A 25,394-nucleotide genomic window follows, 5' to 3' on the forward strand; every position below is an offset into this window, starting at 1 on the left:
TTCTTAAGATGTGCCCTGTTGGGTCTCCCTTTGCTGCGCTTCTCTATGTAGGAGTCTTATGTACCTGCTCAAATCAACAATCAGCAATTATCTTTAACATCGCCTTTTCTAATAAAAATGTAACCGGGGAGATCAATGTGAATATTTTAATTACTGGTGGATATGGATTTATCGGATCCTTTATTGCCGAGAGATTTTATAAAGAGAATCACTCTATTTATATTATTGATAATCTCTCAACTGGAAAAAAAGAGAACATTAAATTTAAGCATAAATTTTTAATTGCTAATATTGAAGATGAGCGTTGTGAGGCATTTTTCAAATCACATAATATTGATGTCGTTATCCATTGTGCTGCGCAAACTTATGTGAAGAGATCGATTGAAGAACCGATGAAGGATACGTCGTCAAACGTTATGGGGCTTATGAATATTTTACACTTGTCGAAACAGTATAATGTGAAAAAGTTTGTTTTTTGTTCTTCAGCCGCTATTTATGGAGATAATCAATCGTTACCATTAACAGAGGACCTAGAAGGAGATCCGATTTCTCCATACGGTATAAATAAGTGGACAGGGGAGCTTTATTGTAATAAATGGGACGAGCTTTACGGTGTTTCCACACTTATTTTCCGTTTTTCTAACGTATATGGCCCAAGGCAGCATGTTAGTGAAGAAAGCAGTGTGATTACGTATTTTACGAAGCAAATCCTTGCAGGACAACCAATTACCGTTCATGGCGATGGGGAACAAACAAGAGATTTTATTTACGTAGGAGATGTTGCAGAGGCCATTTATCGAGGGGTAATCAGCGAATTATCTGGTGTATATAATTTGTCTACTGGATTAGAGGTTACGATTAATCAATTAATTGAAGAATTTAGTCAACATAGTGAGATTAAAGGGATTGAACATATTGATGCTCGTTCAGGTGATATTAGAAGATCAACGCTTGATAATTCCAAACTAAAAAAAGACCTCGATTGGGTTCCGAAATATTATCTTGCAGACGGGCTCGCAAAAGTAATTGATTTTTATCAAGCTCAGCCTGCTCAATCTATCGAAGCTACTAAAGGAAAAGAGAAAAAGAAAGCGAATCAAAAGATTCCTTTCCTATCATTTATAGAAAATCTCATTTTGTTTGCAATTTTCTGTGCTGCTTCCTACTTTATAACTCCTTATGTCGATACGGTTGATTTATGGTTAATTTATATTTTGCTTTCCGCAATTCTTTTTGAAAAAACACAAATCATTTTTTCCGTCGTTTTTGCTATCGCGGTCCACGTTTATTTGATGGCTTCTCAAGGTAAAATATGGACTTCGATTTTTGTTGATAATTCTCTTCTTGCAACCTTTACGATTTACTTATTAGTTGGCTTAATTGTTAGCTACAAGCTTGAAAGAGGAAGAATTGAATTCGAATTTACAAAAGATGAATTAGCTTCAACACAAAATAAGTATGAATTTTTATCGACGATCCATAAGGATACTCTTCAAGTAAAGGAAGAGCTAAAGGAACAAATTTTAAGAACCGAAGATAGTATCGGGACGATATTTCAAGCAATTAAGGAGCTTGATAAATTAGAGCCTGAGGCATTATTTAATGGGGCTATTCACGTATTAGAGAAAACACTTAAATCGAAGCGATTTGCGATTTATTTTGTCAATTCAAATGGTTATATGAGGCTAGCGGTAAAATCTTCTGATCCGTCCTTTCAACCGAGTGCTTCATTAAAAAGAGAAAAAAATGACTTGATTGATAAGGCCATTCTTCATCAAGAAATTTATTATAACCGAAGCCTAGAAATCGATGCGCCACTATTTGTTTCACCAATTGTTCAAAACGAACAAACGATTGCTGTCATCATTTGTTATGAAGTAGAGTTTCACCGATTAAATCTCTCCTATCAAAATTTAGTAGAGGTCGTTAGTCGTCTTATTACTTCATCATTAGCGCGGGCAAATGAATATATTCACGAGATTAATAATGAACGTTATATGGAAGGGACAAATGCGCTTAAGCCTGTTTATTTCCAAAGAATTCTTGAAAATAAGGTTGAAACGATGGATGAGCTTGGAATACCATTCGTTATGCTAGAGGTTCAAACGAGCGATTATTCAGCAGAAAATCTCCAAAAGATAAGCGCACTGCTTCGCATCAATGATCACTTAGGATTTAGTGAGCAAGATAAATTGTTTATTTTACTTTCAAATACAGATGTACAGGATGCGAAATTTGTTATTGAGAGATTTAAATTACAAGGAATAAAAGTGATCGTCCATGATAAGGAGGAACAAATCCTCCATGTTAACTAACGCTTTACTGATTTATTATTTGTTATCAATTATCTATATTTGTTTGCTCGTTATTTTTAAAAGGGAAAATTTCCTTATTCAAGCATTTATTCTCCTTTCATGCCCTTTTATAAGTCTATTATTCATTTACGCTATGTCAAAAAAGAAGTATTCTAAAAATCTTCTTCCTGATTGGCTTTTGAGCCGTGAGCAATATGACGACCTTGTGTTTAAGTCTCCGAATATTGAAGTGGAAACGAACATTATTCCATTTAATGATGCGCTTGTTTTGAATGATAATAAAACAAAGCGGAGAATGTTAATTGACTTATTAAAAGGGGAATTTTCAACAAATATTGACGCCCTTGAGCTTGCACTGAAAAGCGATGATTCTGAAACGTCTCATTATGCCGCAACAGCTGTGCAGCAGGCGAAAAGTGATTTAATGAAAACGATGAGAAAATTAGAAGAGGAAATCGACAATGCCGAGACAGATAGTAGATTGCTAGAGGATTATCGAGATATCTTAAAGCAGTACATTCGGATTGAATTTTTAGATAAACAAACGCGTAAAAGATATATGTATACGTATCTTGCGACCTTAAGTAAATTAATTATACTCTCACCGGATAGTAGTAAGCTAAATTATATGGAGAAAATAGACGTAGCCATTTCCCTTCATGAATATCGAGAGGCATTAGAAGCAGCGAATCAATTTTTGGCTGTATTCCCAGACAAAGAGGAAGCTTATTTTGCCGCTATGAATATTCACTATGTCATGAAAAATAGAGAGGGATTTAACGAAATTGTTGGTAGACTACGAGGATCCGAAATTAGGCTTTCACCGGATAAGTTGAATCAATTAAGATTCTGGATACAAGGTGATGGAAATGAACTATAGCTTTAAAATTGAAAAAAGTCTGTACATGATGATCGCATTAGTCGCAATAATTGGCTTTCTCTTCATCATTATCCGGTCTGATTTGATATTAAGCCATGGGTATATGAAAGAGGAGAAGATGCTGAGCGCACCTATCGAGAATAAGGAGGATTTGAGTGGTTATAAGCGCTCGTCCTTCTTACTTCTTGAAGGTGATGATCAGCCTGAGCTTGCGAAAACGTTAAAAAACAACTTAGAAAAGATCGGTAAGAATGTGACACAGCAGCAAATTGGTGAAGGCTCAATCGTAACCGATCATACAGATGGAATTATTATTGCAACTGAGAAGATTGATGAGCTAAAAGACATTCAAGCTTTATTAGACTATGTAAAATCTGGAGGTAGTCTGTTCTTTGCCATTAGGCCATCTCCAGGCACTGCTCTATCGGCTTTATATCAGCAGGTAGGTATTGTCGAAGTTGGTGGCTTTATTGAGACGACAGGGATAGAATTGACAGAACCAATGATAGGTCAGGCAACTTCCATGTCGTTTGAATCAGAGGATATCCGTAATTCATCATTAGCACTTAGAGTTGGGAAACAAGCAACTGTTTATGCGAAATCAACAGATGATTTACCGCTTTTATGGTCAACAAACTATGGAGAGGGCATGTTTGTTTTCTTTAATGGAACGATGTTTACCGATCCATCCCAAGGTGGTCTTTTTATAAAGGGAATTCAGCTAATGGTTCCTGAATTTATTTATCCTGTTATTAATGCCAAAGTAACCGCTTTGGAGGGGTTCCCGTTTCCAGTTCCAAATGGTCAACATGAAGGGATGACAAATGAGGAAATGCTGCGAAATATCATATGGGCGGATTTACAACGGGTAGAGGCTAAATATGATCTGAACTATACAGCATCTTATGTTTCGGCATTCGATAAGTTAACGAAAAAACCTGGACGAGATGAATTAGCAAAAATGCAAGAAAATACCGTTCTCTATGGAAGAGAACTATTGCGAATGGGCGGAGAAATAGGTGTTCAAGGATATCATCATGCTCCGTTAACTGAAGTGAGTAAGTCTGATACAAGAGAGCAAATGGAGATAACAGCAGAACAACTCGAAGGAGCACTACCCGGCTATCGTGTAAGCACGTATATACCAGTTGACCAAAATGAACCATTAACACATTTACCATTCATTCATGAAGTGTTTCCTGAGTTAAAAGCTGTCTTAGCAAATGTGGAGCAGCCATCTATGAACGATGGTGTTGCTGTTCTACCAAAGCAGCTAAATGGCTTTGTTGATGATCCGTCGTTAAAATGGGAGGCATTTAATGGGTTGCTAATGTCTGGTTTTATGTCTGAATCCTTACATTTACAATCCCTTCTTCTAGAGGATGAGGATATAGATCGCTCGCTATTACAATTTGAAACTCAGCAAAAAGAATTAAAAAATAATTTTCCGTGGTTACGAAATCAAACAATTTCTGACGTAGCAAAGGGCGTCGAAAACCATGTGAATACCGTTGTATATGAGGAACATACAAAGAATGGAATCACATTCCACTTAAATCAAATTCAGGAGCCTGCTTACTTCTACTTTTCTTCTAATAGAAAAGTAGAATCAACAGAGAATTGTGTCGTAACAACCATTGGACCTAATCTATATTTGGTTGAAACGAATCACTTAACTTTTCATATAAGATTGGGTGAATAAAATGAAGATTTGTTTACTAACCGAAGGATCCTATCCTTATGTAACAGGAGGGGTTTCGAGTTGGATACAATCAATGATGACAAATATGCCGCAACATGAATTTATTATCGTATCAATTTCGGCAAAAAAGGAGCAAGAGATGGTATCTCGTTATGAAGCTCCGAAAAACTTAGTTAAAATTTATGATATTTATCTTGATTCATTTCTTGAAGAAAATATCGAATCCGGCAAACGTTATGACATTTTAGACGAAGAAAAGGAGGCATTCCGTTCTTTAATCGGAGGGAAGGAAATCAATTGGCCTGTTTTGTTTAATTTGCTTGTAAGCGATCGGATCGATTCCATTTTGAATTTTCTAGCTAGTAAGGACTTTTTTGATATTGTCTATGACCTATGCAAAAAGGAATTTGTTCATGTCCCTTTCACAGATATGTTTTGGGCGCTTCGCTCAATGGTTCTGCCATTATTTATTTGCATTCAACAAAAAATACCTGAGGCAGATTTATATCACAGTGTTTCGACTGGCTACGCAGGTGTGCTAGGGGCGTTAGCAAAGCATCAATATCACAAGCCGTTTCTATTAACGGAGCATGGGATCTATACTCGTGAAAGAGAAGAGGAAATCATTAAAGCGGAATGGATTAAAGGGTATTTTAAGGATATTTGGATCAATTATTTTTATAATTTATCAAACTGTGCCTATGAATATGCAAATGAAGTAACATCATTGTTTGAAAAAAATCGGGAAATTCAAATAGAGCTTGGCTGTCCGCGGGAAAAAACAAGGGTGATTCCAAATGGTATTGATGTAGCTCGCTACAATGTAAAGAATCGCGAGAAAAAGGATGGAATTCATATCGGTGCCGTTATCCGTGTTGTTCCAATTAAGGATATTAAAACAATGCTGCAAAGCTTTTCGATTGTTCAACAAGAGCTGCCAAACGCAACCTTTTATATCATTGGACCAACTGATGAAGATCTAGAATACTATCATGAGTGTCTCGATTTAGCTGAACGATTAGAGCTGAAAAACGTTATTTTTACTGGTGAAGCAAATGTAAGTGACTATTTAAAATTCCTCGATATCCTTGTTTTATCCAGCATTAGTGAAGGGCAGCCTCTTGTGATTCTTGAAGGATTTGCGATGGGCATCCCATATGTAACAACAGATGTTGGCGGATGTTCAGAGTTGATATTAGGGACAAATGACGCTTTTGGCCGTGCTGGTACTGTTGTCCCTGTGATGCACTTTCATTTAATGGCAGAGGAAATCATTGAAATCGTAAGCAATCAGGAAAAGCGAAAAGAATATGGGAAAAATGGATTAAATAGAGTGCGAGAATTGTATACAATCGAACAAATGATTAGTAGGTATGATTCATGTTATGAAAGGTGGAGCAATACGACATGGCCGGAATAGGATTTCAACTGAAAGCATTATATGAACAATCCTCTTTTATAGGAAAGCTTCGAGCTTATGGGTATTCAACTATTACTGCCGTCGGGCCGATGCTCCTTTCGATCATCCTTATCACGTGCTCTAAGGAATGGCTCATGCATTTGCATGTACCTTCGGGTGATGTAAATTTGTTTATGGCTGCTATCCAATATGCATTTGTCTTTTCACAGCTTTTAACAGGTGGATTTGTTTTCATCATATCCCGATATGTAGCCGATCAAACATTTATGAAAAAAGAGGAAAATGTGCTTTCTTCGATGTATGGCACAATTGGAATTGTTGTATTTTTAGGGTTGATTGCTTCAGTCTTATTTTATTGGACATCCCCTCTACCATTGTTATTTAAGCTCCTTTCTTATCTCTTTTTTACTGAGCTAAATATCATTTGGATCCTTTCAATGTATGTTTCTGCATTAAAGGACTATAAAAAAATTGTAAAGAGCTATTTGATTGGAGTTATCATTGCTGGAATTAGTATTTGGGTGATGACTGAGGTTTTTCATTATACGAATGTCAATGCAATGCTTTTCTGTCTTGTGCTAGGATTTTTTTGCATTATGATGCTGTTAATGCATGATATTGCGAAATATTTCCAAGTGAACAATAAACGTTATTTTCAATTTCTCGTTTATCTTGAAAAACATCCAGCTTTGTTTTTAATAGGTGTATTTTATTACTTCGGGCTGTATGGTCATAATTTAGCGGTATGGCTTGGAGAAAGAAAAATCATTGTGGGAGATACATTTGTCATGGCGCCATCCTATGATACGCCGGTGTTCTATGCCTATTTGAGTATCATGCCTGCACTAATCCTGTTTATGGTAACTGTTGAAACAACATTTTATGACTCGTATAAAAAATACTATGGCCGGATCTTAAATGGCTACCCTTTAGAAGATATAGAAAATGCTAAGCATGAAATGTTTCGAGTGTTGAAGCATGAGATTTTATTTTTGTCACAAGTACAACTGTTAGTTACATTTATCTTTTTATTTATTGGTGTCCGCTTTCTTCCTTTCTTAGGTATGACACAGGAACAAATTGATATTTTTATGATTGTCGTACTAGGCAGTTGGTTCTTAAGTTTAGTCATTACTCTTTTCTTAATTCTTCTTTATTTTGATGAAAAAAGGGCGGCATGCTGGCTAATTGGCACATATGCGATTTTAAGCTTTTTGCTAACGTTTATTTCGATGAAGATCTTTCATCATTATGGAGCAGGTATGTTTGTTGCATCCTTGGTGGCATTGATTATCGGCTGCCGGATCTTCATGAATCGATTAAATGAAATTGATTATACAACATTTTGCTCACAGCCTATTGTTTATCGTGAATCTGTAACAAAAATGGAGAGATTTTTTAAGGTTTAAGAAAGTATTGCTTTTTTGAGGTCACAAGTCAAATCAGAATTAAGGTAAAGAACACCTTTTATTCTGATTCGCCTTGTTTGCCCGAAGCTGAACAAGGCGCTTGCGCATTTCTAAAGAGTCGGCGGCATGTAGGAAAAGGAGAGAGGTATGTGAAGAAAATACCATACTTGAAAACATCGTTAGTTTTCATTGTCATTTTTATTATGCTATTGATGATAAAAACCTTTGCTTCTGAACAAGGAGAGGTCGTTCAAGAAAAAACAGCGTCAGTTGACAAGGTTGAAAAAATCGATGAAACACTTGTGGAAGATAAGCGTGTTTATGAAGACCATAATGGAAATGAATTAAAGCATGTATATATAACAATTTTTGATCAAGAAACAGTTCCAGAAAATGATATTACCTTCTATGAATTAAATGAATCATATAAAGAATATAGCAATCTCGATGATGGCCCAAAGCTGGATATTTTATTTCAAACAGGTACGTCTGAAGGACCGGAAAAAAGTGGGTTTATCGAGTCAGGCAAAAGTGCACCAAATGCTACCATTGAACTGCGGGGACGATCAAGTAGACTTGAGGCACAAAAGTCATATAAAATTCGCTTAGGTGATAATGGTGGCTTATGGTACGGACAGTCTGTGCTGAATTTGAATAAGCATGCCGATGATAAAACACGTGTCCGAAATAAGCTAGCCTTTGATTATTTTAAGGAAATTCCTGATTTAATTAGTTTACGAACAGATTTTGTTCAGCTTCATGTAAAGGATTTAACGAATCCTAATTCAACGGGCAGTTTTGAGGACTATGGTCTATACACACATATCGAACAGCTAAACGAAGATGCTCTTGCGGCTAGAGGTCTTAACCCGGATGGCCATTTATATAAGGCGGAAAACTTTGAATTTTATCGATACCCGGATAAGCTGAAGCTTTCAACAGATCCTGAATATGATAAAAAGGCATTCGAATCTGTTTTAAAAATAAGCGGCAATGAGCAGCATGATGAATTACTTAAAATGCTTGATGATGTAAATGATCTTTCGAAGCCATTTGACGAAGTATTTGCTAAATATTTTAATGAGGATAACTATTTAACATGGTTAGCTGTCAATATTTTATTCGGTAACTATGACACGATGTCGACAAATTATTATTTGTACAGCCCTCTTAATTCTGATAAGTGGTACTTTATCCCTTGGGATTTTGATAAAGCTTTAGGGCGAGATGCAGAAAGAACCGATAATTTTCCAGATTGGCAAATGGGGATCCAACGTTATTGGGGTACTGTGATTCATAAGCGATACCTTAGTGATCCTGAAAATGTGGAAAAACTAACGGCAAAAATAACTGAGCTTTCGTCAATCATTAATGAAGAGTCAACGAAAAGCAAAATAGATTCCTATTATCCAACGATTAAACCATTTGTTGTGAAAAACCCTGATCTGAAATATTTAAACATTGAAGCATCTGCATTTGACAGTCATTATCAAGAGCTTAAAGGTGTCACAACCCGTTATGAAAAATTATATAAAGAATCGTTAGAGCATCCAATGCCGATTTTCTTAAATTATCAAAGAGAAAACAATAAGGATCGTTTTACATGGGAGCATTCACATGATTTACAAGGTGATTTGCTAACATATGAATTTCAATTAAGCAAAGATCCATCTTTTCAGTCGACCATCGTTGATATAAAAGATGCGAAAAACTTTACTTATGAAATGGACCCACTATCTCCAGGGCGTTACTATTGGCGTGTCCACATTAAAGACGAAAAGGGAAATACGCAAATCCCATTTGATTACTTTAAGGATAATTCAAGGGTTGTTCATTGGGGTATACAAGAAATTATCGTGAAAAAGGGAGAAAGTTAAGTGAAGAAATTTCGTCATGAGTTAAAATACTATATCAATGAACATGATTACTTAACACTTCGTCGTAAAATTGGGGTTGTTCTTAAGCAGGATAACAATTCAATTAACCAGCAAGGATATTTAATAAGAAGTCTTTATTTTGATAATATCCATGATCATGATTTATTTCATAAAAACAATGGAATTCTTCGTCGGAAAAAATTTAGAATCCGTATTTATAATCACTCTGATAAAGTAATTAAGCTAGAAAAAAAGAGTCGACAAGGTGAATATATTTTAAAAACATCTGCTGAAATTACAAAGGATGAGTACTTTAAAATTCTTGATTGGGACTATGAATTTCTGAAAGAAAAGGAACAGCCGATTTATAAGGAGTTTTATCATTATCTTAATAGTGAGTATATGCGCCCACGAGTTATCGTTGATTATGTTCGCGAGGCATATATCGGTCATATAAGTAATGTTCGAATTACCTTTGACAAGGAATTAAGTGTTGTAACAGATTCGATTGATCTTTTTAATCCGAATCATACTACACAAGAAGTGTTAGTCCATCCACAAATGATTTTAGAAGTGAAATATGATGAATTTTTACCAGATTATATTCGGAAGCTGCTTCAGCTTGATGCCCATAACCGATCAGCTATTTCAAAGTATGTGTTATGCCGCATGAAATCAATCGAATATCATGGTAGTTAAAGAGAGGAAAAACTATGGGGAATGAAGTTACGAATTTCAATGATATTTTAAAAAATAGCTTTTTGAATGAGAGTATGTTTGGGAACTTATCTGCGATAGATATTTTGCTAGGGCTATTAACAGCCTTTATGACAGGTGCGTTTATTTACTTTATCTATAAGATTACGTACAAGGGTGTTTTATATAGCCCTAGCTTTAATCTGACTCTCCTTATTATGACAATGATTACTGCTCTTGTTATTATGACAATCAGTACAAATGTTGTGCTTTCACTTGGTATGGTTGGTGCACTGAGTATCGTTCGTTTTCGTACAGCCATTAAGGATCCGCTTGATGTTGTCTTTATGTTTTGGGCAATTGCGGCAGGTATATCGAGCGGGGCTGGGCTATATCTCCTTACGTTTATCGGAGCTATTGTGATCGGGATTGTCATCTTCGTATTATCACGGAAAAAGCATACCGATATTGTCTATCTTCTAGTCATTCATTATACAGAGGAAGCGAATGATGAGGTGAAGCGGGAGCTACAAAAATTAAACTACACATTAAAATCCAAAGTTGTCCGTAAGAAGCATATTGAATTAACAGCCGAAATCGGTTTGAAAATTGACAATACATCCTTTATGGACAAATTAGGCGAGCTAAATGGTGTACAAGATGTCTCCTTAGTGCAATATAATGGGGATTATGCGGTATAAATTGTGTAGTAAGAACAACAACCTTGGGAAAGTCCCCAAGGTTGTTGTTTGTTTTACTTAACATTTTTATTGATAGGTATCATCCTTACGAAGGAATGCAGGGAATTTATGCTTCTTGCTAGCCTTTAAACTGTCTTCATCGGTAACGACGGTTAGGACTCGAACCTTTCCAGCGCGCTGCTCCTTTATTAAATAGGCTAACCATTTTTTTGCCCATTCACTTTCCTCGATATCATGTGCTTTAAAGCTCTCCCATAATATCCCCTCGACATATGGATGTGAAGTCGATTCATAGGTTTCAAAGCCGCGATTTTGAATAATGTCAAGTTCAGGGTATTGCTTTTCGATCTCTTTAAGCAAAGCGGCATAGCCAACTTTCATGTCACGATATACCTTGTCATCCTCATGAAAATAGTATGCAAGATCATCGACAGTATCGAAAAAAATGCCGTCTAATTGATTATCTGCAATATAGGTTTTTATTTTCCAAAGCAAAATCTCGCGATAATGAGGTTGGCGCAAATCCATCACATACGTATCCCACTCATTTACATAGATTCGCTCTCCATTTAAACGGGCATAATCAGTAGGTAAAAGTCGTTCTTTTAGCTCCTGATTCCAATTTTCCAGCTGCATCAAACTGACATAACCGAATAATTTGACGTCAGATTCCTTTAAATGGTTGATATCTTTCTTGGAAAAAGCTGTAGGTTCGAAGATTAATGCATCCTGATCTTGTAATTCCGTTAATTTTTGTTTATCAGGCTCTCCATAATAAATGGAAAAGCTATGAACACCCCGTAATGGCCCAGACCAAAACATATCAATGAGCCCTTTCGTAAGTAATAAAATGATTAAACTTAAGAAAAACCATATCAAGTACCTCTTCATTTTCCCACCATTTTCAATGTGATTATTTTAGCGCAAATCTTATATGAATAATTTTATGAATAATTACTTAGATACCTCGGAGCTTTGAAATGATAGGGTATGATACATTTCAGTAATTGATTTGTCAGGCTTAATACCTAAATCCTGCTGAAGGACTCTTTTATACTCATTAAATAGTTTAATGGCTTCAGGCTTATTGCCTTGCTTTATATAGAGATTAATTGATTTTTGAATGTTCTCATCTAAGTACGGGTTAATTTTTCTTTGAACCTCTAAATAGTAGAGAGCTTTATTTGCATCTAAATTCTCATAATATTCGATAACTCTGTTAAGCAGCAGCATAACCTTTCGATGGTACTCCTGTGATTTGTCATATGTCCATTCATATGCATTTAACTCCATATACGCACCAGTGTATAATTGGAGAATTTTTTCTGTATGATGAATGTTTGATCTATTAATCACATTTAAGGTTTGGTATACATGATCAAATTCAAATACATCACAGCTTACAGGATCCAATGAAAGACAATAGGATTGATTCGAGAACGTTAGGCATTTTGAATATCCTATGCTTTCTAGTGTTTTTCGAATAAACGAAAGATTTGTATGAAGATTAATTTTTGCCTTTTTATAATCAGTTCCAGGCCATATTTTTTCTATTAATAGATCCCGGTTGATATAAGTATCCATATGTGAAAAAAGGTAGGCAAATAATTCCTTCCCTTTGGCAGTTCTAAAATTTATTAATTCTCCTTTATGTAACACTTGAAATTCATTGAAAAATTTTACAGTTAAAGGCACCTTTGCTTCTTGTGCTTCAATTTTAGTTGCAATTGCTTCAGTCAGCCTTTTTATCGTGATTTCGAGTCTTTCCGAAGTAACAGGCTTAAGTAAATAATCAACGGAATTCAGTTCAAATGCTTTAACAGCATATTCAGAATGAGCAGTGACGAATACGATATGGATTGATGGTTGAAGCGAAAGAATTTCTTCTGCCAAGTCAATGCCATTTATGCCAGGCATTTCAATGTCTAAGAAAACGACATCTACTTTATCCTTGCGTAAGTCAGCTAAAATGTGTTCTTCATTCATGTATGTTTTCTTTATACATATATTTGGATAGTTCTGTAACATATGTTTTAAATAAATAGAAGAAAGTTCTTCATCATCAATAATGATTGCTTGAATCAACATATTTCCTCCTTACTCAAGTTTCTTTTCCGCTCGAACGTATCTACAATTATTATACACAAATAAAATTTACCAAGGCTCTTTTTTACAATATTATGTTTTTATAAACAATGTAAAGGTTGATTGGAGCGAAAGTGCGAGACTCCTGCGGGATGCGTGGGAGAGGTAAGACCCCGCAGGTGTTTACACCGAGGAGGCTTACCACCCACCCCGCGGAAAGCGAGTACTGTAGCGGAAATCAACCAAAACTACTACTAATAAAAAGCAACAAAGTTTACGAACCAGCCTTTACCAAAAAAGGGTTGTAAATCTAAGTATGATAGAAAATTCACGAAAAAATTGAGAAATTATTAGGTGAAAATGTGAAATTTGGGAATGATAACGATATTAATTTTAATGAAATTAGAGCACACACTTGCTCGGAGGTCGGTATCATGATAACTGAACTTATAATTTTAGCGATTCTTATTTTATGTAATGCCTTTTTTGCAGCTTCTGAAATCGCGCTAATTTCTTTAAATGATGTTAAAGTGAAGCAAACAGCTGAAAGTGGAGATAAAAAGGCAAAAAAGCTGTTCCAATTACTATCAGAGCCGAGTCGCTTTCTTGCAACAATTCAAATTGGGATTACACTTGCTGGCTTTCTAGCGAGTGCCTTTGCGGCTGAAAGCTTTGCTGGGCATTTAACTCAAGGATTAATTAATATAGGGGTACCTCTTTCAAAAGAATTATTAGGGACCATATCCGTTATTGTCATTACGCTTGTCCTGTCCTATTTTACATTAGTCGTTGGGGAGCTTGTTCCAAAGCGATTAGCCTTACAAAAGGCAGACGAAATAGCAAATATAGCTGTAACCCCGTTAACTTTTCTATCAAAGGTAACGTCACCGTTCGTAAAACTACTGACAATGTCAACGAACTTTCTTGTTCGCCTGTTTGGAGTTGACCCAGATGCAGAAGATGAAAATGTGACGGAAGAAGAAATACGGATGATGATCGACGTCGGGAAGGAAAGGGGAACAATTCAGGAAAACGAAAAAATGATGATTCATAATATATTTGAGCTAGATAATAAATCCGTTTCAGAAATTATGACTCATCGTACGGACATCGTGGCAATTCCCTTAGAGTATTCGTTGCTAGAAACAGTCAGGCTTGTAAATGTTGAAAAATATACGAGATTTCCCGTCTATGAGGAAGGGATTGACCGAATAGTTGGCATTCTTCATGTGAAGGATTTAATTCAATTTATTGAAACGTGTGATGATAATCAATTCAACCTCAAGGAATTGCTGAGAGACCCATATTTTGTTCTTGAGTCAAAGCCGATTGATGAATTATTTAAAGAGATGCAAATGCATAATATTCATATGGCAATTGCTATCGATGAATATGGAGGAACAGATGGAGTTGTCACCATTGAAGATGTGATTGAAGAAATTGTAGGGAATATATTTGATGAATATGATGATCGCGAATTAGATGACGAGGAGATTATGAAAGTCGATGAACAAACATACCTCATACCAGGGAAAACAAATCTCTATGTCGTTGAAGAGCGATTAAATATTCAATTTCCTACAGATGACTATGATACAATAAGTGGATTTGTTATTGGGAGATTAGGTTATATCCCTAGTGAGGATGAAAAGCCTGAAGTGAAATTTGAAAATATTTTATTTACTGTAGAGGAAATGGATGAAAAACGGATTATGCTAATAAAGGCCTCTATTCAGGAAAGTTCAGCAGATTATATGGATGAGTAGAAGAAGATAAAAAATTAGTTCATATTATGAGCTAGATATTAGGCAAAGGAAGGGGAGGTAATGTAGAATGAGGAGGACGTGAAAAATGAAAGGGGATACATATGAGCTATATGGCAAGCAGTGAGAGATATGGAGAAATGAAATATAATCGAGTTGGCAATTCGGGGTTATTATTACCTGCCATTTCATTAGGCTTATGGCATAACTTTGGTGGCGTGGATACATACGAAAACGGTCGGGCAATGCTTCGTCGTGCCTTTGACTTAGGAATTACACATTTTGATTTAGCAAATAACTACGGTCCACCACCAGGCAGTGCGGAAGAAATGTTTGGGAAAATGCTAAAAACAGATTTTTTGCCATATCGCGATGAGATGGTTATTTCAACAAAGGCAGGATACCGGATGTGGGATGGTCCTTACGGAGAATGGGGATCAAGAAAGTATTTAATTTCAAGCCTTGACCAAAGCTTAAAACGGATGGGATTAGATTATGTTGATATTTTTTATTCTCACCGTCCAGATCCTCATACACCTTTAGAAGAAACGATGGGGGCATTAGATCAAATCGTCCGTCAAGGTAAAGCGTTATATGTCGGTATTTCAAGCTATGATGCAGAACAAACAGCAAAAGCAATAGAAATATTAAACGATCTTGGGACACCGTTGTTAATTCATCAGCCAAGCTATTCGATGTTTAATCGTTGGGTTGAGGATGGTTTTTTGGATGTGCTCACAAATAGCGGGGTAGGCTCTATTGCATTTTGTCCATTAGAGCAAGGGCTGTTAACGAATAAATATCTCTCAGGTATTCCTTCTGATTCACGAGCTGCTAAAGAGAATACGTACTTGAGTGAAGAAAGAATAACGTTCGATGTCATCCGCCGTGTGAAACAATTAAATGAACTAGCAGTTGAAAGAGGGCAAAATCTTGCTCAAATGGCTCTAGCATGGGTTCTACGTGAAGGTCGAATTACATCTGCTTTAATTGGTGCGAGCAAGGTAAGTCAAATTGAAGACAATGTTGCAGCATTAAATAATCTTGACTTTACCTCAGAAGAATTGGCAAAAATTGAACAAATTTTAAAGAAATAAATAGAATGGAAAAGGCTGATTAAACGAATTGCTCTACTTAGCTGTAGATCTTAGTTTTTTCCGCCTTTTTATGTTGAGTTTCTGCAAAAAAAGATTTACTATTTTTGTAGATTAATGGAAATGCAATTTTTCCTAACAAGTTGGTCAGGAGAGAGGAAATGAAGGAATTAACGTTTACATCATATGAACAATATTTGCAATATATGGAGCATAAAGCGATGGAAAAAGCAGTTATGAAAGGGCTTCAGGATGAGGAGTTAGCTACGTATAAAAAGCAATTCAAAGAAAATGTGATGAAGGTTTGGAATGATTATGATTGTGATTATTGGCTTGAAAAGCACGGCTATGTCGTAATCTCGGTTTGGAAGGATGGAATAGGTGGAAGAAAGCTAATGAGGGGACGTCCTAAAAAGCTGGATTCGGAAAAATTTAAGCACACGCTCCATGTCAGACTTGATGATGAAACATATAATAAATTTTGCAACTACTGCCAAGAAAACAATTTGGAAAAGTCTGAAGCGATAAGAGAAATGATTAAAAGACTTTAAAAATGTATAAGAGAAGTACTAGAAATTTAGGAATAGAGTAGATGAAATAGCTCAGGTTCACAGTCAATGTTATTTGTGAGAAAGAAATACATATTGGTTGTGAAAATTCTGTGAATACACTTATATAATAAAATATTTAATAAATAGTGCTTTTCACTATTTATTTTTTGTGATACATTAAATACTATAGTTGATAATCAATCTCATTAAAATAGATGTATGAAAAACTAGAGTTTACTTGCTATTTAACTGCTTATGATAATGATTATCATATCTGAAATCCATTCATCGGAAGGTCTTTTTAAACGTTCGATGTCGTATTACATAAGCATTAGAGAGATGTTTGATTATTTTTCTAGCATTTTCGTTTTATACTTTTTGTTGTAGCTTTTCATGATAATGATTTTCAATTGTCATGGTAAAAATAAACATGTTATGAGGGTTTTTTCAATGAGATTATGGATGTTAGGAATTGTAGCTATCGTCCTGTCTTTTATTTCGCTATTTATCGGAGCAATTGATATCACACCGAGTGACTTGCTAAATTGGAAATCAGATGAGACACAAATTTTCCTTATTAGCCGCCTCCCACGGTTAATTGCGATTATATTAGCAGGGGCAGGAATGAGTATTGCCGGCTTAATCATGCAGTCATTGAGCCGAAATAAGTTTGTTTCACCAACAACTGCTGGAACATTAGATGCAGCAAAGCTAGGTATTTTAATTTCAATGCTATTTTTTACGAATGTCACATATACGCAGCAGGTAATATTTAGTTTTGCGTTTGCATTAGCGGGTACATTCGTTTTTATGCAAATATTGGATCGGATCAAATTTAAAGATGCCATTTTCGTCCCATTAATTGGTATTATGTATGGGAATATTTTAGGATCGATTACAACCTTCTTAGGATATGAAGCCGATTTGCTGCAAAATATCTCTTCATGGCTTATGGGGAGCTTCACATTGGTCATTGCAGGCCGTTATGAGCTTTTATATGTTAGTATTCCAGCTGTGATTATCGCGTATCTTTATGCGAATAAATTTACAGTTGCAGGAATGGGAGAAGATTTTGCGAGGAATCTTGGCTTAAGCTATAAGGTAGTACTAAATATTGGGCTTGTCCTGGTTGCGATTATTTCGACAACAGTTGTCTTAACGGTTGGAGTTATTCCCTTTTTAGGGCTTATAGTGCCAAATATTGTCTCTCTTTATTTAGGTGATAACCTACGTAAAACGATTCCACATACAGCGATGTTAGGTGTTGTTTTCCTATTAGTATGTGACATTCTCGGACGGATCATCATTCATCCTTATGAGATTCCAGTGAATGTAACAGTGGCAGTGATAGGCAGTGCGATCTTCTTAACGATGCTACTTAGGGGGAGAGCATATGCGAAATAGTACAAAACTGATTATATTAGGTGCAATTGCGCTTGCATGTATAGTGCTTTATGGGTTTTATGATATAAAAGGCGGCTTTGATTATGCCTTTCCAAAGCGGATGATCCGCGTAACAGCAATGGTTGTTACAGGAGTTGCGATCGCATATTCGACCGTTGTATTCCAAACCATTACACATAATCGAATTTTAACACCTTCCGTTATGGGGCTTGATTCTATGTATCAAGTCGTTCAAACATTAATCTACTTTTTTGCTGGCTCCATGTCAGTTTGGGTCTTAAATAAATATTTAAACTTTGGTGCGGCAATTGCGGCAATGGTCATCTTTGCAATGCTTTTATATCGATTTTTGTTTAGAGCAGATAAGCACCCGATTTATTTTCTTTTACTAATCGGGATGATTATTGGAACACTTCTAGGAAGCTTAGTCACATTCCTGCAAGTATTGATTGATCCTGTTGAATATTTAAGTCTCCAAAGTAGACTGTTTGCTACCTTCACGAACGTAAAAGCGGAATTATTATTTATTTCAATTGGTATTTTATTTTTTGCCTTTCTTTATGGCTTCCTTATCATGGATAAGCTTGATGTGATGTCACTAGGTCGTGATAATGCGATGAATCTTGGGATTAACTATGACGGTATGGTGATGAGAATTTTAATTTTATCGTCAGTTTTAATTGCGACATCAACAGCGCTTGTCGGACCAATTACATTTTTTGGGTTGATTGTGGCGAATCTTTCCTATCAGTATTTGGTGACATATAAACACTCTATCCACATATTAGGAGCAAGCCTAATTAGTATCATTGCGTTAGTCGGCGGGAATTTCCTTGTTGAGCATATCTTTGAATTACGGACAACATTAAGTGTTATTATTAACTTTATCGGTGGTATTTACTTTATTTATCTATTACTAAAAGAAAGTAGGGCAGCAGGATGATTGAAATTAAAGGATTAACAAAGCAATTTGGGAAAAAGCCTGTTGTAGAGGATGTTACAGTTACAATCGAGCCGGGTACCATTACATCGTTTATCGGGCCGAACGGTGCTGGAAAGTCAACACTTCTTTCTATGGTGAGCCGTTTATTAGAAGCAGATACAGGTGAAGTATTGCTTGATAATAATAACGTGAAAAAGTGGAAGTCTTCTGAATTTGCGAAGCGAGTATCGATTTTAAAACAATCAAACTACCTTAATGTACGTTTAACGGTGCGTGAGCTTGTCGCATTCGGTCGCTATCCGTATTCACGGGGACGTTTAACTGCTGAAGACAAAACGTTTATTGATCAAGCCCTTGAATATATGAATTTAACGGAGATGCAAGATAAGTTCCTAGATGAATTATCAGGTGGTCAAAAGCAACGAGCATTTATTGCGATGGTCATTGCTCAGGATACCGATTATGTCCTGTTGGATGAGCCTTTAAATAACCTTGATATGAAGCACTCTGTTCAAATTATGAAAATTTTACGTAAACTAGTCGATGAGCTCGGAAAAACGGTTGTCATTGTCTTGCATGACATTAACTTTGCGTCTGTTTATTCAGATCGAATTGTTGCATTGAAAAATGGCAAGCTTATGAAAAACGGGCCAACCCATGAAATCATTAACTCTGATGCATTACGTGAAATTTATGATATGGATATTCCAATTCAGGAGCAAAATGGATGCAGAATTTGTGTCTATTTCAATTCACATACGTAAGTTGGTTACGTCAGCCTAGAGAAATCTATTAATTTCATCATGGTTTTCTCTAGGTATAATTCCTTAAATAGTGTCAGTTTTTTGATATTTTCGAAGAAACGTAAAAAAATATAAAAAAAGCAATTGACTTAAAATGTTTAATAGAGCATAATTTTGTAGGTGGAGCAGTTGGTTATATCGGATATGATACCGTTTCAATTATCGAAAAAGTAAATAAGCATGAAAAAGATGACTTAAACCAACCAAACTGTTTGTTTTTTGTATGTGAAACAATTATCGCCTTTGATCATCACGAAAAACAGTTATATTTTATCCATTATGAGCGCGTAAACGGTGATGATGCTCCAGAACACCTCAAAGCAATCTATCAATTTGCGGAAGCTAAATTAAATAAATATGTTAGCAAACTAAATCAACAAGTACAACCAGACAATTTATCAATTGATGGAATAAATGAATTTCAAGTTGATTTTACAAAGATTCGTTCAAACTACGAAAAAAGTAAATTTCTCAGTGATGTTGAAAGGGTTAAGGAATATATTCGAGCTGGTGATATTTTTCAAGGGGTATTATCACAGCGATTTGAAATTCCTATTAAGACAGATGGATTTTCATTATATCGAATTTTGCGAATGGTAAACCCATCACCGTATATGTTTTATATTCGCTTTAATGATACGGAATTGGTTGGCAGCTCTCCTGAGAGATTAATATATATCCAAAATAAGCATTTAGAAATTCATCCAATTGCCGGAACGAGAAGACGTGGAAAGACAGTTCAAGAAGATCTGTTCTTTGAAGAAGAATTGAAAAATGATGAAAAAGAGAAGGCAGAACATTATATGCTAGTGGATTTAGCCCGTAATGACTTAGGAAGAGTTGCTGAGTATGGTTCAGTAACAACTCCTACATTAATGGAAGTTGGACGTTTTTCACACGTTATGCATCTTATTTCAAAAGTTACTGCTAGGCTTAAGGATGATGTTCATCCTATGGATGCGCTACTATCTTCTTTTCCTGCCGGGACTGTGTCAGGTGCTCCAAAAATACGTGCAATGCAAATAATTCAAGAGCTTGAACCTACTGCTAGAGGAAGCTATGCAGGATGTGTCGCATATGTAGGATTTGACGGGAATATAGACTCATGTATAACAATTCGAACAATTACTGTAAAGAATAATATCGCTTATGTGCAAGCAGGGGCTGGTATTGTTGTGGATAGTGTTCCAGAGCTAGAGTGGAAGGAAACTTGTAATAAAGCGAGTGCGCTATTAAAAACAATCCAATTAGCTGAAATGGTATTTACTAAAGGAGGTTTACAAGATGAAAAAGTTGTTAGCTCATTGCATTGAAGGGAAAACATTATCAGAGGAACAAGCAGAACAAGTCATGAACTTAATTATGACGGGTAATGCGACACCTAGTCAAATTGCAAGCCTTGTATCAATTATGAGACTGCGGGGAGAAACGGTCGATGAATTGGTTGGTTTTGCTAAATCGATGAAAAAGCATATGACATCAATAGATTACGAGCATGATGTAGTCGATACTTGTGGTACTGGTGGCGATGGAGCATCAACTTTTAATATATCAACAGCCGCTGCAATTGTTACCTCATCGTTTAAAGTGAAGGTAGCAAAGCATGGTAATCGAGCGTTTACTTCAAAGAGCGGCAGTGCTGATGTTATCGAAACTTTAGGAATAGCAATACAAACAACTCAAGAGGAAGCAATCGCTAATCTTAACAAACAAAATATGAGTTTTTTATTTGCACCAATGTTTCATTCTTCAATGAAACATGCTGTAAATCCACGAAAGGAAATTGGGTTTCGAACGGTTTTTAACTTATTGGGTCCACTGGCTAATCCTGCAAATGCAAAACGACAAGTAATAGGGGTTTACTCAACAGATTATGCGGAAAAAATGGCTGAGGCACTGAAGCGATTAGGTGCAGAGCATGTTTTACTCGTAACTGGACGTGACGGTCTTGATGAAATTTCAATTTCGACTGAAACAGACATCGTCGAATTAAAAAATGGAAACATCACTAGATACGTATTTCATCCTTCAGATGTTGGATTAAAAGAAGGTAATCTTAAAGATTTAAAAGTGTCGAATCCAAAGGAGAGTGCGGAATTAATCGAGCGGATATTTAAAGGATTAGCTCCAGAAAGCGCTGAAAATATAGTTGCGATTAATGCAGCTGCAGCATTATATGTTGCAGGATATATTTCTTCACTTTCAGATGGAGTTATTCTTGCAAAAGAAGCGATTAGAAATGGTGCTGCTATTAAGCAGTTAATGGTCTTACGTAATCAGGTGGAGGAATCTTATGCTTAATAAAATTATTGAATCAAAAAAAGACGAGATTAAACAGTTAGTATTACCTGAGGATTTAAAATTACCTCATAATTCGTTTTATGAAGCGCTCTTAAATCCGAATAGAGATTTAGCATTAATCGCGGAGGTGAAAAAGGCTTCACCGTCAAAAGGTTTGATTAAAGAAAATTTTCATCCTGTGGAGATTGCATTAGCATATGAAAAAGGTGGAGCTGACTGTTTATCAGTACTAACAGATGAGCCGTTTTTTCAAGGCAAAAGAGAATACTTAACAAATGTTAAAAGGTCGGTAAATTTACCGATTTTAAGAAAAGACTTTATTATTGACCACATTCAAATAGAAGAGGCAAGACGGATAGGTGCTGATGCAATATTATTAATTGGAGAAGCACTTGAGCCATCTATGTTAAAGGAACTATATGATCATGCCATAGAAAAAAAATTGGATGTTCTAGTAGAAGTTCATGACCAAACCATTTTAGAACAGGTTTTAAAAATGTTTACACCGAAAATATTAGGTGTTAATAATCGTAATTTAAAAACATTTGAAGTAAATATTAACCAATTGGAAGAGATGGTCCGGATTATTCCTAATGAAACATTGCTTGTAAGTGAAAGTGGACTTTATACGTACGAGGATTTACAATTTGTCAAACAGTTTGGGGCAAAAGCAGTGTTAATTGGGGAATCCCTTATGAGAAAGGAAAACCAAACAATAGCAATTAAACAGTTGTTTGGGGAGGAAATTCATGCATAAACCTTTACTTAAGTATTGTGGTATACGCTCAGAAGCTGATTTGGAAATAGTTGCCGAATCAGCAGCAGATTTTATCGGGTTTATTTTTGCTAATAGTAAGCGAAGAGTAGAACCGGGTAAAGTAAGAGAATGGTTAAAAATAGTTGATGCCTCGTCAAAAAAACTAGTTGCAGTATTTGTTAATCCATCTCAAGCTGAATTACATGATGTGTTGTCCGTTTTACCAATTGATGTTATTCAATTTCATGGAAATGAAAGAATTGAAGATATAATGAGAGTAAAAGAAAAGTTTTCAGGAACGATTTGGAAAGCACTTCATCATCATCCAGAAACTATAGATGAAATGAACGATTATAAGGATGTGGTTGATGGATATGTTATTGACTCACGAATGAAGAATCAGTGGGGTGGAACTGGTATTAGCTTTGATTGGAATGCTGTACCGAATTATCTAGAAATTGCAACAACTTATGAGAAAGTATGTTTTATTGCTGGTGGAGTAAATGAACAAAATATTGATAGATTATTAACTTTAAAACCTCATGGAATTGACTTATCTAGTGGAATTGAAATGAACGATAAAAAAAGCAAAAAAAAGATAAAGTTAATAGAAGAAAGGATGTTACAGCATGTCAACTTATCCTGACAAAAATGGACGATACGGAGAATTTGGTGGTAGATTTGTTCCGGAAACATTAATGAGTCCTTTAGCAGAAATTGAAAAAGCACATAATGAAGCTATGAAAGACCCATCTTTTATGGAAGAATATCATTATTTATTAAAAGAATATTCTGGTAGGCCAACGACAGTAACCTATGCAGAAAATGTTACGAAAAAACTCGGTGGAGCAAAAATTTACTTAAAACGCGAGGATTTAAATCATACAGGTGCCCATAAAATTAACAATGCGATAGGTCAAGCTTTGTTGGCAAAAAGAATGGGGAAAACGAAAGTTATTGCAGAAACAGGTGCGGGTCAGCATGGTGTAGCAACAGCAACTGTCGCAGCAAAGTTCGGAATGGAATGCAAGGTGTTTATGGGGGAGGAAGATGTAAAACGCCAACAATTAAATGTATTTCGGATGCAGCTTTTAGGTGCAGAAGTAATCCCTGTTACGAGTGGAAATAAAACATTAAAAGATGCAACAAATGAAGCGATGCGGTACTGGGTACAGCATTGTGAGGATCATTTTTATATTATTGGCTCTGTCGTTGGTCCACATCCATATCCACACATTGTTCGAGAATTCCAGCGAGTCATTGGTGATGAGGCAAAACGCCAATTTCAAGAAATTGAAGGTACGTTACCTACTAAAGTAATGGCATGTGTAGGTGGTGGAAGCAATGCAATTGGAATGTTTGCAGCTTTTATTAATGAGGATGTAGACTTGGTTGCAGTTGAAGCAGCCGGTTTGGGCGTAGATACTGATATGCATGCAGCAACGATTACAAAAGGAACAAAAGGTGTCTTACATGGATCGATGACATATTTATTACAAGATGAATATGGTCAAGTTATTGAACCTTACTCAATTTCAGCAGGGCTTGATTATCCTGGAATTGGTCCAGAGCATGCTCATTTATCTTCGATCGGAAGAGTGAAATATGAATATGCTACTGATAAACAAGCGTTGAATGCCCTTGAATTATTAGCTAAAGAAGAAGGGATATTAGCAGCTATTGAGTCTGCACATGCATTATCGTCCGCTTTCGAACATGCAAAACATATGTCTAGTGAAGAAAGCATCTTAATCTGCCTTTCAGGTCGAGGGGATAAAGATGTTCATACTTTAATGTCTCATTTTACGGAGGAAGAACAAAATGAAAACACTCTTCAAACAACCGTTACAAAATAAATTATTTATTCCATTTATTACAGCTGGTGATCCGGATTCAGAAACGACGATTAGTTTGGCAGTTGCCTTACAAGATGCTGGTGCCTCTGCAATAGAGCTTGGTATTCCATACTCTGATCCAGTAGCAGACGGGCCAGTAATACAAAAGGCATCTAGCCGTGCATTGAAAAATGGGATGAATATTGTAAAAGCGATGAAACTTGTCCCTGAAATGAGGAAAAAAGGCTTAAATATTCCGATTATTCTATTTACGTATTACAATCCTGTGTTACAATTAGAAGAGGAATCCTTTTTCGCTTTACTGCGAGAAAATACAATCGATGGATTACTGATCCCGGATATTCCTTTTGAAGAAAGCGCTGAGTTACGAGCAAAATGTAAGGAGCATTCCATATCCTTTATTTCATTAGTTGCTCCGACTTCCTCAAGTCGTATTAAAATGATCGCAGAAAATGCTGAAGGATTTATTTATTGTGTTTCTTCTTTAGGTGTAACTGGTGTTCGCAATACGTTTGATAGCTCTATTACTGATTTTTTAGAAGAAGTTAAGAGGTATAGCAACGTACCGGTCGTTGTTGGGTTTGGAGTATCAACAAAAGAACAAGTTGAACAATTTGGAAGTATATGTGATGGTGTTGTTGTTGGTAGTGCATTAGTTCGTGAAATTGAAAGGCTCCAACCTTCGTTATTAAATGAGAGTTATCAAGAAGAGGCACTTTCGGAATTTACCTCATTTGCTCGAACATTTAGTGCTTAAAGAACAGATGATGTATACTTGATTTAAAAAATAGTAATGAGCAAAATGATTTCAGAGGGTATTCCCTCTGATTATGTTTT

The 25,394-nt window shown here is 35.8% G+C and carries 22 protein-coding genes; 20 read left to right on the top strand and 2 right to left on the bottom strand.

Going from position 1 to position 25,394, the window contains the following annotated elements:
* Positions 1 to 137 precede the first annotated feature (137 nt).
* From HU235_RS04455 to HU235_RS04490, 8 genes are all read left to right on the top strand, one after another.
* Positions 138 to 2,315, top strand: a complete 2,178-nt coding sequence (locus tag HU235_RS04455; protein ID WP_174879450.1) for an NAD-dependent epimerase/dehydratase family protein — start codon at positions 138 to 140, stop codon at positions 2,313 to 2,315.
* On the top strand, positions 2,305 to 3,195 hold the full coding sequence (locus HU235_RS04460) for a hypothetical protein (RefSeq protein ID WP_174879451.1): 891 nt from the start codon (positions 2,305 to 2,307) through the stop codon (positions 3,193 to 3,195). Before HU235_RS04455 ends, HU235_RS04460 begins: the two co-directional genes overlap by 11 nt.
* The gene (locus HU235_RS04465; protein ID WP_174879452.1) at positions 3,185 to 4,897 is read left to right on the top strand and encodes a DUF2194 domain-containing protein; all 1,713 of its coding nucleotides are present in this window, start codon (positions 3,185 to 3,187) and stop codon (positions 4,895 to 4,897) included. The genes HU235_RS04460 and HU235_RS04465 overlap by 11 nt, the downstream gene beginning before the upstream one ends.
* 1 nt (position 4,898) lies before the next feature.
* Positions 4,899 to 6,317, top strand: a complete 1,419-nt coding sequence (gene pelF, locus HU235_RS04470; protein ID WP_174879453.1) for a GT4 family glycosyltransferase PelF — start codon at positions 4,899 to 4,901, stop codon at positions 6,315 to 6,317.
* On the top strand, positions 6,305 to 7,726 hold the full coding sequence (pelG, locus tag HU235_RS04475) for an exopolysaccharide Pel transporter PelG (RefSeq protein WP_145582304.1): 1,422 nt from the start codon (positions 6,305 to 6,307) through the stop codon (positions 7,724 to 7,726). Before pelF ends, pelG begins: the two co-directional genes overlap by 13 nt.
* A 149-nt stretch (positions 7,727 to 7,875) precedes the next feature.
* Complete coding sequence (locus tag HU235_RS04480; protein ID WP_174879454.1) at positions 7,876 to 9,603, top strand: CotH kinase family protein; 1,728 nt, start codon at positions 7,876 to 7,878, stop codon at positions 9,601 to 9,603.
* Positions 9,604 to 10,302: a polyphosphate polymerase domain-containing protein gene (locus tag HU235_RS04485; RefSeq protein WP_174879455.1), complete on the top strand. Its 699-nt coding sequence runs from the start codon at positions 9,604 to 9,606 to the stop codon at positions 10,300 to 10,302. It abuts the gene before it with no gap.
* A 14-nt stretch (positions 10,303 to 10,316) separates the two neighbouring features.
* Positions 10,317 to 11,000 (top strand): DUF4956 domain-containing protein, encoded by a 684-nt coding sequence (locus tag HU235_RS04490; protein WP_095302972.1) that lies wholly within the window; start codon positions 10,317 to 10,319, stop codon positions 10,998 to 11,000.
* 66 nt (positions 11,001 to 11,066) lie between these two features.
* On the opposite strand, the gene HU235_RS04495 is transcribed toward HU235_RS04490, so the two are convergent.
* Both HU235_RS04495 and HU235_RS04500 read right to left on the bottom strand, forming a co-directional pair.
* Positions 11,067 to 11,891 carry an endo alpha-1,4 polygalactosaminidase gene (locus HU235_RS04495; protein WP_145582301.1) on the bottom strand — a complete coding sequence of 275 codons (825 nt, stop codon included), beginning with the start codon at positions 11,889 to 11,891 and terminating at the stop codon, positions 11,067 to 11,069.
* A gap of 63 nt (positions 11,892 to 11,954) precedes the next feature.
* Positions 11,955 to 13,085, bottom strand: coding sequence for a response regulator (locus HU235_RS04500; RefSeq protein WP_174879456.1), 1,131 nt, complete (start codon positions 13,083 to 13,085; stop codon positions 11,955 to 11,957).
* A gap of 434 nt (positions 13,086 to 13,519) precedes the next feature.
* On the opposite strand from HU235_RS04500, the gene HU235_RS04505 reads away from it, so the two are divergent.
* The 12 genes from HU235_RS04505 (at position 13,520) to trpA (ending at position 25,314) form a co-directional block, all read left to right on the top strand.
* A complete protein-coding gene (locus HU235_RS04505; protein WP_145582299.1) occupies positions 13,520 to 14,851 on the top strand; it encodes a hemolysin family protein in 1,332 nt (443 codons plus the stop codon).
* Positions 14,852 to 14,952: 101 nt separating this feature from the next.
* The gene (mgrA, locus tag HU235_RS04510) at positions 14,953 to 15,945 is read left to right on the top strand and encodes an L-glyceraldehyde 3-phosphate reductase (protein WP_174879457.1); all 993 of its coding nucleotides are present in this window, start codon (positions 14,953 to 14,955) and stop codon (positions 15,943 to 15,945) included.
* 158 nt (positions 15,946 to 16,103) lie between these two features.
* Positions 16,104 to 16,493 (top strand): hypothetical protein, encoded by a 390-nt coding sequence (locus HU235_RS04515; RefSeq protein WP_174879458.1) that lies wholly within the window; start codon positions 16,104 to 16,106, stop codon positions 16,491 to 16,493.
* A 450-nt stretch (positions 16,494 to 16,943) separates the two neighbouring features.
* Positions 16,944 to 17,897, top strand: coding sequence for an ABC transporter permease (locus tag HU235_RS04520; protein WP_174879459.1), 954 nt, complete (start codon positions 16,944 to 16,946; stop codon positions 17,895 to 17,897).
* Positions 17,887 to 18,840, top strand: coding sequence for an iron chelate uptake ABC transporter family permease subunit (locus HU235_RS04525; protein ID WP_174879460.1), 954 nt, complete (start codon positions 17,887 to 17,889; stop codon positions 18,838 to 18,840). The genes HU235_RS04520 and HU235_RS04525 overlap by 11 nt, the downstream gene beginning before the upstream one ends.
* A complete protein-coding gene (locus tag HU235_RS04530; protein WP_174879461.1) occupies positions 18,837 to 19,604 on the top strand; it encodes an iron ABC transporter ATP-binding protein in 768 nt (255 codons plus the stop codon). The genes HU235_RS04525 and HU235_RS04530 overlap by 4 nt, the downstream gene beginning before the upstream one ends.
* A gap of 140 nt (positions 19,605 to 19,744) precedes the next feature.
* Positions 19,745 to 20,956 carry an anthranilate synthase component I gene (trpE, locus tag HU235_RS04535; protein WP_267905705.1) on the top strand — a complete coding sequence of 404 codons (1,212 nt, stop codon included), beginning with the start codon at positions 19,745 to 19,747 and terminating at the stop codon, positions 20,954 to 20,956.
* Positions 20,928 to 21,944 (top strand): anthranilate phosphoribosyltransferase, encoded by a 1,017-nt coding sequence (trpD, locus tag HU235_RS04540; protein ID WP_095301134.1) that lies wholly within the window; start codon positions 20,928 to 20,930, stop codon positions 21,942 to 21,944. The genes trpE and trpD overlap by 29 nt, the downstream gene beginning before the upstream one ends.
* Entirely contained in the window at positions 21,937 to 22,701 is a 765-nt protein-coding gene (gene trpC / locus HU235_RS04545) for an indole-3-glycerol phosphate synthase TrpC (RefSeq protein ID WP_095301135.1), read from the top strand. The genes trpD and trpC overlap by 8 nt, the downstream gene beginning before the upstream one ends.
* A complete protein-coding gene (locus tag HU235_RS04550) occupies positions 22,694 to 23,347 on the top strand; it encodes a phosphoribosylanthranilate isomerase (RefSeq protein ID WP_095301136.1) in 654 nt (217 codons plus the stop codon). Before trpC ends, HU235_RS04550 begins: the two co-directional genes overlap by 8 nt.
* On the top strand, positions 23,331 to 24,557 hold the full coding sequence (trpB, locus tag HU235_RS04555; protein ID WP_174879462.1) for a tryptophan synthase subunit beta: 1,227 nt from the start codon (positions 23,331 to 23,333) through the stop codon (positions 24,555 to 24,557). Before HU235_RS04550 ends, trpB begins: the two co-directional genes overlap by 17 nt.
* Entirely contained in the window at positions 24,523 to 25,314 is a 792-nt protein-coding gene (gene trpA, locus HU235_RS04560; protein WP_095301138.1) for a tryptophan synthase subunit alpha, read from the top strand. The genes trpB and trpA overlap by 35 nt, the downstream gene beginning before the upstream one ends.
* Positions 25,315 to 25,394: the final 80 nt, after the last annotated feature.

Origin of the sequence: Metabacillus niabensis, from assembly GCF_902829255.1 — a bacterium.
Classification (GTDB): Bacteria; Bacillota; Bacilli; order Bacillales; family Bacillaceae; genus Metabacillus; species Metabacillus niabensis.

Coding starts and splice junctions, on each gene's coding strand:
- HU235_RS04460 (WP_174879451.1), top strand. CDS start 2,305: ATGTTAACTAACGCTTTACTGATTTATTATTTGTTATCAATTATCTAT.
- HU235_RS04465 (WP_174879452.1), top strand. CDS start 3,185: ATGAACTATAGCTTTAAAATTGAAAAAAGTCTGTACATGATGATCGCA.
- pelF (WP_174879453.1), top strand. CDS start 4,899: ATGAAGATTTGTTTACTAACCGAAGGATCCTATCCTTATGTAACAGGA.
- pelG (WP_145582304.1), top strand. CDS start 6,305: ATGGCCGGAATAGGATTTCAACTGAAAGCATTATATGAACAATCCTCT.
- HU235_RS04490 (WP_095302972.1), top strand. CDS start 10,317: ATGGGGAATGAAGTTACGAATTTCAATGATATTTTAAAAAATAGCTTT.
- HU235_RS04495 (WP_145582301.1), bottom strand. CDS start 11,891: ATGAAGAGGTACTTGATATGGTTTTTCTTAAGTTTAATCATTTTATTA.
- HU235_RS04505 (WP_145582299.1), top strand. CDS start 13,520: ATGATAACTGAACTTATAATTTTAGCGATTCTTATTTTATGTAATGCC.
- mgrA (WP_174879457.1), top strand. CDS start 14,953: ATGAGCTATATGGCAAGCAGTGAGAGATATGGAGAAATGAAATATAAT.
- HU235_RS04515 (WP_174879458.1), top strand. CDS start 16,104: ATGAAGGAATTAACGTTTACATCATATGAACAATATTTGCAATATATG.
- HU235_RS04520 (WP_174879459.1), top strand. CDS start 16,944: ATGAGATTATGGATGTTAGGAATTGTAGCTATCGTCCTGTCTTTTATT.
- HU235_RS04525 (WP_174879460.1), top strand. CDS start 17,887: ATGCGAAATAGTACAAAACTGATTATATTAGGTGCAATTGCGCTTGCA.
- HU235_RS04530 (WP_174879461.1), top strand. CDS start 18,837: ATGATTGAAATTAAAGGATTAACAAAGCAATTTGGGAAAAAGCCTGTT.
- trpD (WP_095301134.1), top strand. CDS start 20,928: ATGAAAAAGTTGTTAGCTCATTGCATTGAAGGGAAAACATTATCAGAG.
- trpC (WP_095301135.1), top strand. CDS start 21,937: ATGCTTAATAAAATTATTGAATCAAAAAAAGACGAGATTAAACAGTTA.
- HU235_RS04550 (WP_095301136.1), top strand. CDS start 22,694: ATGCATAAACCTTTACTTAAGTATTGTGGTATACGCTCAGAAGCTGAT.
- trpB (WP_174879462.1), top strand. CDS start 23,331: ATGTCAACTTATCCTGACAAAAATGGACGATACGGAGAATTTGGTGGT.
- trpA (WP_095301138.1), top strand. CDS start 24,523: ATGAAAACACTCTTCAAACAACCGTTACAAAATAAATTATTTATTCCA.